This is a genomic window from Burkholderia sp. 28_3, assembly GCF_003253915.1.
Lineage (GTDB): Bacteria > Pseudomonadota > Gammaproteobacteria > Burkholderiales > Burkholderiaceae > Burkholderia > Burkholderia cenocepacia.
Window position 1 is genome coordinate 1 of sequence record NZ_QKZF01000039.1, and the last position, 13866, is coordinate 13866.

Annotated in this window: 11 protein-coding genes and 1 pseudogene; 7 read left to right on the forward strand and 5 right to left on the reverse strand. The window is 67.4% G+C overall.

Features of this window, described 5'->3' with window-relative positions; genetic code table 11:
* Positions 1-340: 340 nt before the first annotated feature.
* The 4 genes and pseudogenes from DFS13_RS37420 to DFS13_RS37435 all read right to left on the reverse strand — a co-directional run bounded on the left by DFS13_RS37420 (position 341) and on the right by DFS13_RS37435 (position 3150).
* A pseudogene (locus DFS13_RS37420) lies at positions 341-804 on the reverse strand (GNAT family N-acetyltransferase).
* A gap of 140 nt (positions 805-944) precedes the next feature.
* Positions 945-1316 (reverse strand): nuclear transport factor 2 family protein, encoded by a 372-nt coding sequence (locus DFS13_RS37425; protein WP_111442850.1) that lies wholly within the window; start codon positions 1314-1316, stop codon positions 945-947.
* A gap of 54 nt (positions 1317-1370) precedes the next feature.
* Positions 1371-1970, reverse strand: a complete 600-nt coding sequence (locus tag DFS13_RS37430) for a hypothetical protein (RefSeq protein ID WP_006498613.1) — start codon at positions 1968-1970, stop codon at positions 1371-1373.
* A gap of 175 nt (positions 1971-2145) precedes the next feature.
* A complete protein-coding gene (locus tag DFS13_RS37435) occupies positions 2146-3150 on the reverse strand; it encodes an AraC family transcriptional regulator (protein WP_043205980.1) in 1005 nt (334 codons plus the stop codon).
* Between the two features lie 143 nt (positions 3151-3293).
* Here DFS13_RS37435 and DFS13_RS37445 point away from each other — a divergent pair, with 143 nt between their 5' ends.
* Genes DFS13_RS37445 through DFS13_RS37455 form a run of 3 tightly spaced genes read left to right on the forward strand, consistent with a single transcriptional unit; the run spans position 3294 to position 6951 of the window.
* Positions 3294-4961 (forward strand): acyl-CoA synthetase, encoded by a 1668-nt coding sequence (locus DFS13_RS37445; protein ID WP_059721214.1) that lies wholly within the window; start codon positions 3294-3296, stop codon positions 4959-4961.
* Positions 4962-4974: 13 nt separating this feature from the next.
* Positions 4975-5742, forward strand: a complete 768-nt coding sequence (locus tag DFS13_RS37450; protein WP_006483642.1) for a 3-hydroxyacyl-CoA dehydrogenase — start codon at positions 4975-4977, stop codon at positions 5740-5742.
* An 18-nt stretch (positions 5743-5760) separates the two neighbouring features.
* A complete protein-coding gene (locus tag DFS13_RS37455) occupies positions 5761-6951 on the forward strand; it encodes an acetyl-CoA C-acetyltransferase (RefSeq protein WP_059721213.1) in 1191 nt (396 codons plus the stop codon).
* 108 nt (positions 6952-7059) lie between these two features.
* On the opposite strand, the gene DFS13_RS37460 is transcribed toward DFS13_RS37455, so the two are convergent.
* Entirely contained in the window at positions 7060-7752 is a 693-nt protein-coding gene (locus DFS13_RS37460) for a TetR/AcrR family transcriptional regulator (RefSeq protein ID WP_034203773.1), read from the reverse strand.
* Positions 7753-8073: 321 nt separating this feature from the next.
* Here DFS13_RS37460 and DFS13_RS37465 point away from each other — a divergent pair, with 321 nt between their 5' ends.
* The 4 genes from DFS13_RS37465 (at position 8074) to DFS13_RS37480 (ending at position 13802) form a co-directional block, all read left to right on the forward strand.
* Positions 8074-9354 carry a Zn-dependent hydrolase gene (locus DFS13_RS37465; protein WP_006498608.1) on the forward strand — a complete coding sequence of 427 codons (1281 nt, stop codon included), beginning with the start codon at positions 8074-8076 and terminating at the stop codon, positions 9352-9354.
* Between the two features lie 127 nt (positions 9355-9481).
* Entirely contained in the window at positions 9482-10819 is a 1338-nt protein-coding gene (locus tag DFS13_RS37470) for an NAD(P)-dependent oxidoreductase (RefSeq protein WP_111442851.1), read from the forward strand.
* Positions 10820-10874: 55 nt separating this feature from the next.
* Positions 10875-12191: an NAD-dependent dihydropyrimidine dehydrogenase subunit PreA gene (preA, locus tag DFS13_RS37475; RefSeq protein ID WP_034203770.1), complete on the forward strand. Its 1317-nt coding sequence runs from the start codon at positions 10875-10877 to the stop codon at positions 12189-12191.
* Between the two features lie 102 nt (positions 12192-12293).
* Positions 12294-13802: an NCS1 family nucleobase:cation symporter-1 gene (locus DFS13_RS37480; protein WP_034203769.1), complete on the forward strand. Its 1509-nt coding sequence runs from the start codon at positions 12294-12296 to the stop codon at positions 13800-13802.
* Positions 13803-13866 lie beyond the last annotated feature (64 nt).

Consider the following 13866-nt stretch of genomic DNA (forward strand, 5'->3'; position numbering starts at 1 on the left):
CAGGACCGTGAAACGACTCTACGCCGATGATAGTGCGGATTCCCGTGTGAAAGTAGGTAATCGTCAGGCTCCCTAAGCCAGAAACCCCCGCCCGAAAGGCGGGGGTTTTTGCATTTCGGCGACGGAAATGCGCGGTGCGTCTGGCATGGGTTGCAGTTCGTACCGAGAGGCCACACGGCAACACATCTAAGCAGCGGATCGCCGAAATCTCAGCAATCAGGTCTGCTATCGGACTGAGCGAACCTCGATATTTCTACGCTGCAACCTCTCTTGCCGCAGTCGGTAGCCCAATCTCGTCAACCGTACGCAGTGAGCCATCTTGCTGCGATCTCCTCACCCATCAGACCATGATCCGCAAGATCGGAAAAAATCTGCCCGGGATAGCGCTCGATTCCTTTTCGCCGATCTTTTCAGCCCCCAGTGTCAGATAGAACGGCGCGGCATTGGGATCTGCTTCGATCACAAAGCGCTTGATTCCTCTCGCAGCGGCCTCGGTCCGAACTGATTCCCACAGCGCACGGGCGACGCCCTGACCCATGTGATCGGGATGAACGAACAGCCATCCGGGCGTTGTCGATCCGAATTCAACGATGCTCGGATCCAGAACCCGATGATCGACTCGCCTGATTCCGCGACATAACCGATCGCCCCTTCGATCGTCTCCGGCGAGATCGTGAGATCGTTTTGCCACACGTCCAGCCATTCCTTCGGATAGCCCCAGTGCGCTTTCGACAGGCGCGCCAGTCGCGTGAGTTCGTCTGCGTCCGCGGCACGCGCGGAACGCACGGTAAATAGCTCGTGCATTTCGTCTCTCGTCATTGCCGACACCGTGTCGCGCCTTCATCAGTGCATCGTCGGGATCGCGGCATCTCACCGTCCGGTCGACGGCCGGCTGCTCGCAGCGGCTTTGCTCGACACTATGCATCCCCACACGCCCGTCGCAGTTACATGACCTGCGACGCATGTCCGGCGACGACACGCCAGTGGGCGCCCGATCGACGCCAGACACGCGTATAGGCAAACGTGCCGGCGAATGCCGCGCCATCGAAATGTCCGGCGAGAGTCGCTCGCGTCGTGGTCAGGATCATCTCGTCGATCGCGCATGCGCCCCTCTCGAGGACGTCGAGTGTGTCGAGATGCAGAAGCTTCGCCCGATGCGCGGTGAGGTCGTCCTCCTTCGAGATGACCTGGCCGGTCGGGGCGGTGAATACCAGATCGTCGTCCAGCAGCGCGTCGAGCGCTTCGACGTCGTTGCTCAGCATCGCTGTGCGCAGCGCGGTCTCATAGGGTTCGATGATGGTACGGATTGCATCCATGTCAGGCCTCGCATCATTACGGAAGGGGAGCGGCATGGCGGTGACAAACGCAGCCTACCGCGCGTTCGACAACGACTGACGCCGGACCAGCATCACCATGCAGATGCCGATCGACGCGATGAGATTGACGGCCGGATAGAACGCGACCGCGACACTCCACGTGCTCAGTGCCAGCAGCGCCAGTGCGTACTTGAGCACGCATAGCGCGAAATACGCGAGGCTCTCGCTCCACGGATCGCGGATCGTCTTGCGCACGGTCGGGCCGAGGCCGGCAAGCTCGATCAGCGTAACCAGACAGATCGACACCGTCGGATCGTCGGTCAGCTTCCACAGCGGAATGGCCGACAGGGCCGCGCACAGGAACAGCCAGTCGAGGCCCGTCCAGCCGCGTTCGCCGCGAAACAGGCTGGCGATCAGCGTCAGAAAGCACGTGACGGCGATCGCCGCCGTGCACCACGCGGACGGCCTCGCGCCCGCGACGAACTGGCCGGCAGCCGCGATCGCCGTGACGACCGACCACACGAGCCACGTGAACAGATGCGGGCGCACGGTGCGCCGATAGATCGCGAGCGCGTAAGGAATCGCCGCCAGCAACGACACGGCCGTTCCGATCGCGCCGAAGATCGAAGCGGCGCCCTGATCGACATTCACCATCGACGCAACCTCGTCCGGACTGGCCGACCAGTATGTGGTCTGACGGATCGCGGCGCAACGTCGTGCCGGCTCCGCGGTGCGGTGAACGCTGCGCGGATTCGCACCGGAACGCAGAAGAAACCGGACTGGAGCGTATCGACGGCACATGACGAGGCGCTCCACATCCATCAGCCATTCAAGACTCCGCCTGAGCCGCATGCACGTCGCGCCGGAAGGCACCGGGGCTCGTCCCCGTCCATTTCCGGAACGCGCGATGAAACGCGCTCGGCTCGGTGAAGCCGAGCTCGGCCGCGATCTCCGCGACGCTGAGCGCGTGCCCGCGCAGCAGCGACTGCGCGAGCGCGCCGCGCAACTCGTCCTTGATCGCAGCGAAGCTTTGCCCTTCGCTGCGCAAACGCCGCCGCAGCGTCGCGGGCGTCGTGTCGAGGCGCACGGCCAGCGTGTCGAAGTCGGGCCATTCGGCGGCCGGCCGCGCCTTGAGATGCGCGCGCGTCTTCGCGACCCAGCCGGTGTCGTGCCGGTAGCGCACGAGCAGGTTGCCGGGCGCGCCGCGCAGGAAGGTCTTCAGCGCCTGCTCCGAACGGATCGTCGGCAGCGCGAGGTACGCGGCGTTGAACGCGAGCCGGCTGTCGGGCCGGTCGAAATGCACGGGGACGCCGAAGAACTGGTGATAGTCGCTGCGCTGGCCGGCGCTCGGGCACGCGAAATCGATGCGCTGCAGCGGGATGCGCCGGCCGATCAGCCAGCACGCGACGCCAAGCAGGATCAGCCAGAACGTCCGGTACGCGAACGCCGGGTACGGCGCGCCCGATTGCGCCAGCACGATCTGCGCCTGCCCGTCGGCCACCACGAGCTCGCCGTGCGGCTCGTCGAGCACCACGCGCAGAAACTTCAGCGCGCGCCGCAGCGCCTTGTCGAGCGTGCCGGCATGCAGCACCGCGTGGCACAGCAGCGTGAAGCTGCCGCGCCGCATCGGGCGCGCGGCGAGTCCGAAGAACTCGTCGTCGAGCGCACCGGCGATCGCGAGCCACAGCCGGCCGTACTGCTGCGGCGTGACGGGCTCGTGCACGGCGGCCGGCAGCCCCGCCGCACGCAGCACGGGCGCGGTCGGCAGGCCGCGCCGGCGCAGGCACGCAAGCGCATCGTCGACGAAATCCGGCGAAATCATCTGCGGCCCCATTTTCCTGCGTCCTCCGACATGGCAAAAGCGATCACGATTCTAGATTCCGTTTGTCATTGATTGCAATGTAGGGGCTGTCTACTATCGATGTATCCCCGTCGCGCCCCTGGCTCGCCGGCGGCCATAACGCACAGGAGACACGCATGCCTGAAGGAGCTACCGCCCGGGCGGTGCCGGCCTACGCCGACGCCGTGGCCCGGTTCAGTATCGAGACCGCCGCCGCGCAACTGGACGGCGACCTGGAGCGCGGCCTGAACGCGTGTGTCGAATGCTGCGACCGGCACGCGAAGGCGGACGCAATCGCGCTCGACTGGATCGACGCCGGCGGCCAGCACCATCGCGTCACCTTCGCGCAGATGCAGGCGTTGTCGGCCCGGGTCGCGCACCTGCTCGTCGCGCAGGGCGTGAAACCGGGCGACGTGGTGGCCGGCATGCTGCCGCGCACGCCGGAACTCGTCGCGACGATCCTCGGCACGTGGCGCGCGGGCGCCGTGTACCAGCCGCTGTTTACCGCGTTCGGCCCGAAGGCGATCGAGCACCGGCTGCGCATGAGCGGCGCGCGGCTGGTCGTGACCAACGTCGCGAATCGCGCGAAGCTCGACGAAATTGCCGACTGTCCGGCGGTCGCGACGGTGCGCGAAGCAGGCGAGACGCTGCCGGCTCACGACATCGATTTCCGCGCGGCGCTCGCTGCGCAGTCCGATACGTTCGAGCCGGTGCTGCGCAAGGGGTCGGACCTGTTCATGATGATGTCGACGTCGGGCACGACGGGTCTGCCGAAGGGCGTGCCGGTGCCGCTGTACGCGCTGCTCGCGTTCGGCGCGTACATGCGCGAAGCGGTCGACCTGCGCGCGAGCGACCGGTTCTGGAACATCGCCGATCCGGGCTGGGCGTACGGGCTCTATTACGCGATCACCGGCCCGCTGCTCCTCGGTCATGCGACGACGCTGTACGAGGGCAGCTTCACGGTCGACAGCACCTATGACGTGATCGAGCGACTCGGCATCACGAGCCTCGCCGGTTCACCGACCGCGTACCGGATGCTGATGGCGGCCGGCAACGAAGCGGCCGCACGGCTGAAAGGCCAGCTGCGCGTGGTCAGCAGTGCCGGCGAGCCGCTGAATCCCGAAGTCGTGCGCTGGTTCCACGCGGCGCTCGGCGCGCCGATCCATGACCACTACGGCCAGACCGAACTCGGGATGGTCGTCAACAATCATCACGGCCTCACGCACGTCATCCATGCCGGTTCGGCCGGCCTCGCGATGCCGGGCTACCGTGTCGCGGTGCTCGACGAAGCCGGCCGCGAGCTTGGCCCCGGCGAGCCCGGCAACCTCGCGATCGACATCGCGCGCTCGCCGCTGCTGTGGTTCCGCGGCTACTGGCAGCAGGACACGCCGGCGATCGCGGGCGGCTACTACCGGACCGGCGACAACGTCGAGCTGGAGCCGGATGGCACCGTGAGCTTCATCGGCCGCGCGGACGACGTGATCACGTCGTCCGGCTACCGGATCGGCCCGTTCGACGTGGAAAGTGCGCTGATCGAGCATCCGGCCGTCAGCGAGGCTGCCGTGATCGGTGTGCCCGATCCGGAGCGCACAGAGATCGTGAAGGCGTTCGTCGTCCTGTCGAAAGGGTTCGACGGCACGCCGGAACTGGCCGAGGAATTGAGTCTGCACGTGAAGCGGCGGCTGTCCGCTCACGCTTATCCGCGCGCGATCGACTTCGTCGACGCGCTGCCGAAAACCCCGAGCGGCAAGATCCAGCGCTTCGTGTTGCGCAAGATGGAAGCCGAGAAGGCCGCTCAACCCTGAATACGGACTGCGAATGAATATCAAGGATCGCGTTTTTCTGATTACCGGTGCCGGTTCCGGCCTCGGCGCCGCGGTGGCGCGCATGGTCGTCGCGCAGGGCGGCAAAGCCGTGCTGCTGGACGTCAATGACGAGGCGGGCACGAGCCTCGCGAACGAACTCGGCGCGGCCGCGCGCTTCGTGAAGACCGACGTGACGAGCGAAGCCGATGGTCAGGCCGCCGTCGCGGCCGCGCGCGACGCGTTCGGCCGCGTCGACGTGCTCGTCAACTGCGCGGGCGTCGCGCCGGGCGAGAAGGTCGTCGGCCGCGACGGCCCGCATTCGCTCGACCGCTTCGCGCGCGCGGTGTCGATCAATCTGGTCGGCACGTTCAACATGATCCGGCTGGCCGCAGAAGCGATGTCGAAGCAGGACGCCGACGCGGAAGGCGAGCGCGGCGTGATCGTCAATACCGCATCGGTCGCGGCGTTCGACGGGCAGATCGGACAGGCCGCGTATGCGGCGTCGAAGAGCGGCGTGGTGGGCATGACGCTGCCGATCGCACGCGAGCTCGCGCGCTTCGGCATTCGCGTCGTGACGGTCGCGCCCGGCATCTTCGCGACGCCGATGATGGCCGGCATGCCGCAGGACGTGCAGGACGCGCTCGGCAAGAGCGTGCCGTTCCCGCCGCGGCTCGGCCGCCCGGAAGAATTTGCGGCGCTGGTGCGCCACATCGCCGAGAACACGATGTTGAACGGCGAAGTCATCCGTCTCGATGGCGCGTTGCGCATGGCACCGCGCTGACACTGGAGGAAACGAATCATGACGACTCAGGATCCGATCGTAATCGTGGGCGCGGCGCGCACGCCGATGGGCGGTTTTCAGGGCGACCTGGCGGCGGCCAGCGCGAGCGACCTTGGCGCGGTGGCGATTCGCGCCGCGCTCGAGCGCGCGAACGTGTCCGCCGAGCGCATCGACGAGATCGTGTTCGGCTGCGTGCTGCCGGCCGGCCAGGGCCAGGCGCCGGCGCGCCAGGCCGCGCTGAAGGCCGGGCTGCCGCTCGCCGCGGGTGCGACCACGGTCAACAAGATGTGCGGCTCCGGGATGAAGGCCGCGATGTTCGCGCACGACCTGCTGCTGGCGGGTTCGGCGGGCGTGGCCGTGGCGGGCGGGATGGAGAGCATGACGAATGCGCCGTACCTGCTGCCGAAGGCGCGCGCGGGCATGCGCATGGGTCATGGGCAGGTGCTCGACCACATGTTCCTCGACGGGCTCGAGGACGCGTATGAAAAGGGCCGCCTGATGGGTACCTTCGCCGAGGATTGTGCACAGGCCTACCAGTTCACGCGCGAAGCGCAGGATGCGTTCGCGATTGCGTCGCTGACGCGGGCGCAGCGCGCGATCGCGGAAGGGCGTTTCGTGTCGGAAATCGCGCCGGTGACCGTGAAGGCCGGCAAGACGGAAAGCGTCGTGTCGATCGACGAGCAGCCGGGCAAGGCGAAACTCGACAAGATCCCGACGCTGAAGCCGGCGTTTCGCGATGGCGGCACGGTGACGGCCGCGAACGCCTCGTCGATTTCGGATGGCGCGGCCGCGCTCGTGATGATGCGTCGTTCGGAAGCCGAGCGCCTCGGCCTCACGCCGAAGGCCGTGATCGTCGGGCATTCGACTCATGCGGACAAGCCCGGCCTGTTCGCGACCGCGCCGATTGGCGCGCTGCGCAAGCTGTCGGAGAAAACCGGCTGGAACCTGCACGACGTCGACCTGTTCGAGATCAACGAAGCGTTCGCGGTGGTGCCGATGGCCGCGATGCGCGACCTCGACCTGCCGCACGAGAAGGTCAACGTGCACGGCGGCGCATGCGCGCTCGGGCATCCGATCGGCGCATCGGGTGCGCGCGTGATGGTGACGCTGCTGGCCGCGCTCGAAACGTACGGCTTGAAGCGTGGCGTCGCATCGCTGTGCATCGGCGGCGGTGAAGCGACGGCCGTCGCGATCGAGCGCCTCGCGTAACGCGACGCATCGTTCGTCCGTCCGTGGCATCGCGGGCGGCGCGTATCGCACGGGACCTTCCGTGTGGTGCGCGCCGCCCGTTTTTATTTGGCGGATCGCCGTGTCGCGCTACGACTTCGCGTTCGGCGATACCGCGCCGCATGCGCGAATCACGAGTTGCACGACCTGTTCGGTCCTGTCGTCGAACGCCTTCTTCGTGAACGCGCGCTTGCCGCTCAGCGCGCGAATCTGCGCATCGAAATCCGCATAGTGCTGCGTGGTCGCCCAGATCAGGTACATCAGCGCATGCGGGTCGATCGGCGCGAGCAGTCCGCGCGCGATCCAGCCGTCGATCACGTTGATGCGCGCGTCGAACCACGGCTTCACGCGTTGTGACAGGATGTCCTGCATGTGTTCCGCGCCGTGGATGATCTCGTTGGCCCAGACCTTCGAGCCGAGCGGGCGTCGCTGCGACAGCGCCATCTTCGCGCGCACGTAGCTGCTGATCGCCTCCACTGGATCGTCGCCGGCCTCGAACGAGCCGGCCGCGCGATGCCAGTCCTCGAACAGGTCGTCGAGCACGCGGCGGTACAGCGCAAGCTTGGTCGGGAAGTAGTAGTGCACATTCGCCTTCGGCAGGCCCGCGCGCTCCGCGATCATCGCGGTGCTGGCGCCGGCGAGCCCGCGTTCCGCGAATACGGCTTCCGCGCACGCGAGCAGATGGGCTTCGTTGGACTCGCGAATGTGTGCCTTGCGTCGCCGCAAAGGCGCGGGCGTTTCGTCCCGGTCGGTGGCTTCGATCGCCGCCTCGTCATGTCTCATCGTGTCCCTCGCGCGGCGGCCATGCCGCGTTGGGCTTCATTCTAGCTGCTGATTCGCATCGCGCGCACGCATCCGGATGCCGCGATTCCACCACGATGCTGCGTTGCGGTGGCACGTTTCTCGCTCCATCGCGTCACGCAAGAAAGACGTTGCGCTGGTCATTTTGATCGTCTAAAACCTGTCCAATCGGACAGGATTTGTGCGTTTCGCGAATCGACGGGGACATGCACCGCATCCGGGCGGTGTGCCCTCGAAACAGGCATCACACGCACCGGCACAGACCGGGCTGACGACATCACCGACCCCACAGGAGCGATACGAATGAACGCGGTATCGGAAACAGTGAAGCGGGCAGCTTTCGACACGTCGATCAAGGTCGACGGCAAGCGGTTGTGGGACAGCCTGATGGAAGTCGCGAAAATCGGCGCGACGCCGAAAGGCGGCGTGTGCCGCCTCGCGCTGACCGATCTCGACAAGGCCGGCCGCGACCTGATCGTCGGCTGGGCGAAGGCGGCCGGCTGCACGGTGACGGTCGATACGATGGGCAACGTGTTCATGCGCCGCGCGGGCCGCGTGGCCGACGCCGCGCCGGTCGTCACGGGCTCGCATGCGGATTCGCAGCCGACCGGCGGACGCTTCGACGGCATCTACGGCGTGCTCGGCGGCCTCGAAGTGATTCGCAGTCTCAACGACCACGGCATCGAGACCGAGCATCCCGTCGAGGTCGTGATCTGGACCAATGAAGAGGGTTCGCGCTTCGCGCCCGCGATGGTCGCATCGGGCGTGTTCGCGGGCGTGTTCCCGCTCGAATACGGGCTGTCGCGCAAGGACGTCGACGGCAAGACGATCGGCGAGGAACTGGCGCGCATCGGTTATGCGGGCGACGTGCCGTGCGGCGGGCGCAAGCTGCACGCGGCGTTCGAGCTGCATATCGAACAGGGGCCGATCCTCGAAGCGGAATGCAAGACGATCGGCGTCGTGACCGACGCGCAGGGGCAGCGCTGGTACGAGATCACGTTCACCGGCCAGGAAGCGCACGCGGGGCCGACGCCGATGCCGCGCCGCCGCGACGCGCTGCTCGGTGCGTCGCGCGTGGTCGATCTCGTCAACCGGATCGGCCTCGATCATGCGCCGTTCGGCTGTGCGACGGTCGGCATGATGCAGGTCCACCCGAACTCGCGCAACGTGATTCCGGGCCGCGTGTTCTTCACCGTCGATTTCCGTCATCCGGACGACGCCGTGCTCGCGAAGATGGATGCGGCGCTGCGCGACGGCGTCGCGCGCATCGCGGCCGACATCGGGCTCGACACCGAGCTCGAGCAGATTTTCTACTACAAGCCGGTCGCGTTCGATCCCGCGTGCGTGGCGGCCGTGCGCGGCGCGGCCGACCGCTTCGGCTATTCGCATCGCGACATCGTGTCGGGCGCGGGCCACGACGCGTGCTATCTCGCGCAGGTCGCGCCGACGTCGATGGTGTTCGTGCCCTGCGTCGACGGCATCAGCCACAACGAGATCGAGGACGCGACGCCCGCATGGATCGAGGCCGGCGCGAACGTGCTGCTGCACGCGATGCTGTCGCGCGCATGCGAGCCGGCTTCATGATGGATCGGCCGTAGCAGCCGCGAGGCTGCCTGTCGTCAGAAATTTGCATGCCTAAGCATGACCGCCCCGACTGTGCATTCGCAGCCGGCGGGGACGGCTTTGTCTCCACCCAGCCGAAGGAACGCGTATGACCACCCAGCCAACCGGCGATATCGCCGCGCATCGCCTGTCGTCCACGCAACTCTCGTGCGAATTCGCCGATATCGCGCCGCTGCTCGATCCGACCGCGGCGGCGGCCGCCGCGAGCCGCTGCCATTACTGCTACGACGCACCGTGCGTGCACGCGTGCCCGACGCAGATCGACATCCCGAGCTTCATCCGCAAGATCGGCAACGGCAACCTCAAAGGCGCCGCGACCGACATCCTGTCCGCGAATCCGCTCGGCGGGATGTGCGCACGTGTGTGCCCGACCGAGATCCTCTGTGAAGGCGCTTGTGTGCGCAACCATCAGGATGCGCAGCCGGTCGCGATCGGTGCGCTGCAGCGGCATGCGACCGACTGGGCGATGCAGACCGGCGCGGTGCAGTTCCGGCGCGCGCCGGAGACGGGCCGCCATGTGGCGGTGGTCGGCGCGGGGCCGGCCGGGCTCGCGTGCGCGCACCGGCTCGCACTCGCCGGGCATCGTGTCACGCTGTTCGACGCGCGTCCGAAGGCCGGCGGCCTCAACGAATACGGGATCGCCGCGTACAAGACCGTCGACGATTTCGCGCAACGCGAGGTCGAGTGGCTGCTGTCGGTGGGCGGCATCACGCTGCAAACCGGTGCGGCGCTCGGACGCGACGTGACGCTTGATGCGCTGCGCGAGCAGCACGACGCGGTATTCCTCGCGATGGGGCTCGGTGGCGTGCGCGCGCTCGCGATCGACGGCGAGCAACTGGGCGGCGTGATGAACGCGGTCGATTTCATCGAGCAGGTGCGGCAGGCCGACGCGCTCGCGAACGTGCCGGTCGGGCGGCGCGTGGTCGTGATCGGCGGCGGCAATACGGCGATCGATGCGGCGGTGCAGAGCCGCAAGCTCGGCGCCGAGCGCGTGACGATGGTGTACCGGCGCGGCGTGGACGCGATGAGCGCGACGTGGGCCGAGCGCGAGTTCGCGCAAAAGAGCGGCGTCACGCTCGTCACGCACGCGAAGCCGGTGCGCATCGCGGGTGCGAACGGGCAAGTGACGGGCGTCGAATTCGAGGGCGCATCGGGCGAGCGCTTCACCATCGATGCGGACATGGTGCTGAAGGCGATCGGCCAGACGCTCGTGCCGGACGGCATCACGGCCACGTTGCTGACTTCGGACCGCACGCGGATCGCGGTCGATGCGGACGGGCGCACGGCGCTGCCGGACGTGTGGGCCGGCGGCGACTGCGCGGCGACCGACGGCATCGATCTCACGGTGCAGGCCGTGCAGGACGGCAAGCGCGCGGCCGCGTCGATCGACGCGACGCTCGCCGCGCGCGACGCAAAGGCGGCCTGAACGCGCGGCGTCCCGCCGGCACACCGAACACGACCCCATTCTCACGGAGCCGAACATGGCCGATCTTCGCTGCACCATCGCAGGCATCACTTCGCCGAATCCCTTCTGGCTGGCGTCCGCGCCGCCGACCGACAAGGCCTACAACGTCAATCGCGCATTCGAGGCGGGCTGGGGCGGCGTCGTCTGGAAGACGCTCGGGCTCGACCCGCACGTCGTCAACGTCAGTTCGCGCTACGGCGCCGTGCAGTGGAACGGCCAGCGCATCGCGGGGTTGAACAACATCGAGCTGATCACCGACCGTCCGCTCGACGTGAACCTGAGAGAGATCGCGCAGGTGAAGCGCGACTGGCCGGACCGCGCGCTGATCGTGTCGCTGATGGTGCCGTGCAACGAGCGCGACTGGAAATGGATCCTGCCGCTCGTCGAGGATACCGGGGCCGACGCGGTCGAGCTCAACTTCGGTTGCCCGCACGGGATGAGCGAGCGCGGGATGGGCGCGGCGGTCGGGCAGGTGCCCGAATACGTCGAGATGGTCACGCGCTGGGTGAAGGAGGGCACGAAGCTGCCGTGCCTCGTGAAGCTCACACCGAACATCAGCGACATCCGGATGGGCTCGCGCGCCGCGTACAAGGGCGGGGCGGACGGCGTGTCACTGATCAACACGATCAACTCGATCGTCGCGGTCGATCTCGACCACATGGCGCCGATGCCGACCGTCGACGGCAAGGGCACGCACGGCGGCTATTGCGGGCCGGCGGTCAAGCCGATCGCGCTGAACATGGTCGCGGAAATCGCCCGCGACCCGGAAACGCCGAACCTGCCGATCTCGGGCATCGGCGGCGTCTCGTCATGGCGCGACGCGGCCGAGTTCATGGTGCTCGGCGCCGGCAGCGTGCAGGTGTGCACCGCCGCGATGCATTACGGCTTCCGGATCGTGTCGGATCTCGCCGACGGGCTGTCGAACTGGATGGACGAGAAGGGCTACGCGACGCTCGACGACATCCGCGGCCGCGCAGTGCCGAACGTCACCGACTGGAAATACCTGAACCTGAAGTACGACATCAAGGCGCGCATCGACCAGGACCGCTGCATCCAGTGCGGGCTGTGCCATATCGCGTGCGAGGACACCTCGCACCAGGCGATCACGGCGACGAAGGACGGCGTGCGGCATTTCGAAGTGGTCGATTCGGCGTGCGTCGGGTGCAATCTTTGCATGCATGTGTGTCCGGTCGAGCAATGCATCACGATGGAGCGCGTCGATTCGGGCGACTACGCGAACTGGACCACGCATCCGAACAATCCGGCGAGCGCGGAGGCGGGGGCGGGTGCAGGCGCGGCGGCACCGGATAAGCACGCGAAGAAGGCTGCCTGACCGGCGTCCGGCGAGGCAGGGTCATCCTGCATCGCCGCCTTTCGTTCCACCCGGGCCGGCATCGCACGATGCCGGCGTTGACGTTTTCGTGGAGTGTGTTCGATGAATCACGCAGCGAATCCCGCCGATCCCGACAGCGCCGCGGCGCACGGCGGCAGCCTGTACAACGACGATCTCGCGCCGACGACGCCGGCGCAGCGCACGTGGAAGTGGTACCACTTCGCGGCGCTGTGGGTCGGGATGGTGATGAACATCGCGTCGTACATGCTCGCGGCCGGGCTGATCCAGGAAGGCATGTCGCCGTGGCAGGCGGTGATGACGGTGCTGCTCGGCAACCTGATCGTGCTCGTGCCGATGCTGCTGATCGGCCATGCGGGCGCGAAGCACGGGATTCCGTACGCGGTGCTCGTGCGCGCGTCGTTCGGCACGCAGGGCGCGAAGCTGCCGGCGCTGTTGCGCGCGATCGTCGCCTGCGGCTGGTACGGCATCCAGACCTGGCTCGGCGGCAGTGCGATCTACACGCTGCTGAACATCCTGACCGGCAATGCGCTGCACGGCGCGGCGCTGCCGCTCGTCGGCATCTCGTTCGGGCAGCTCGCGTGCTTCCTCGTGTTCTGGGCGCTGCAGCTGTACTTCATCTGGCACGGCACCGATTCGATCCGCTGGCTCGAAAGCTGGTCCGCGCCGATCAAGGTCGTGATGTGCGTGGCGCTCGTGTGGTGGGCGACGTCGAAGGCGGGCGGGTTCGGCTCGATGCTGTCGGCGCCGTCGCAGTTCGCGGCTGGCGGCAAGAAGGCCGGGCTGTTCTGGGCGACCTTCTGGCCGGGCCTGACCGCGATGGTCGGCTTCTGGGCGACGCTCGCGCTGAACATTCCGGATTTCACGCGCTTCGCGCATTCGCAGCGCGACCAGATGATCGGGCAGTCGATCGGGCTGCCGCTGCCGATGGCGCTGCTGTCGGTGGTGTCGGTCGTCGTGACGTCGGCAACCGTCGTGATCTACGGCAACGCGATCTGGGATCCGATCGACCTGACGAGCCGGATGACGGGCATCGGCGTCGGCATCGCGCTCGTGATCCTCACGCTCGACACGATGTGCTGCAACCTCGCCGCGAATCTCGTCGGCCCCGCGTACGACTTCTCGAGCCTGTGGCCGAAGGCGATCTCGTACCGCACGGGCGGGATGATCACCGCGACGATCGCGATCGTGATGATGCCGTGGAAGATCCTCGCGACGACGGACGGCTATATCTTCACCTGGCTCGTCGGCTATTCGGCGTTGCTCGGGCCGGTCGCGGGCATCCTGATGGTCGACTACTTCCTGATTCGCGGCACGCAGCTCGACACGCGTGCGCTGTTCGACGAGGCCGGCGGCTTCAGCTACGCGCGCGGCTGGAACCCGGCCGCGCTCGTCGCGCTCGCGGTCGGCGTGCTGCCGAACCTGCCGGGCTTCCTGCATACCGCGTTTCCGGCGTCGTTCCCGAACGTGCCGGCGTTCTTCAACACGCTTTACACGTACGCGTGGTTCGTCGGCCTCGTGCTGGCGTCGGGCGTGTACGGCACCTGGATGAAGTGGCGCGCCGGACAGCGCGCGCAGATCGCGAGCGCATGACGCGCGAGCCGGCTTCGACTCGCACGCGGCATGCGGCACCCGACAGTCAACGAGGAGGCAAGCA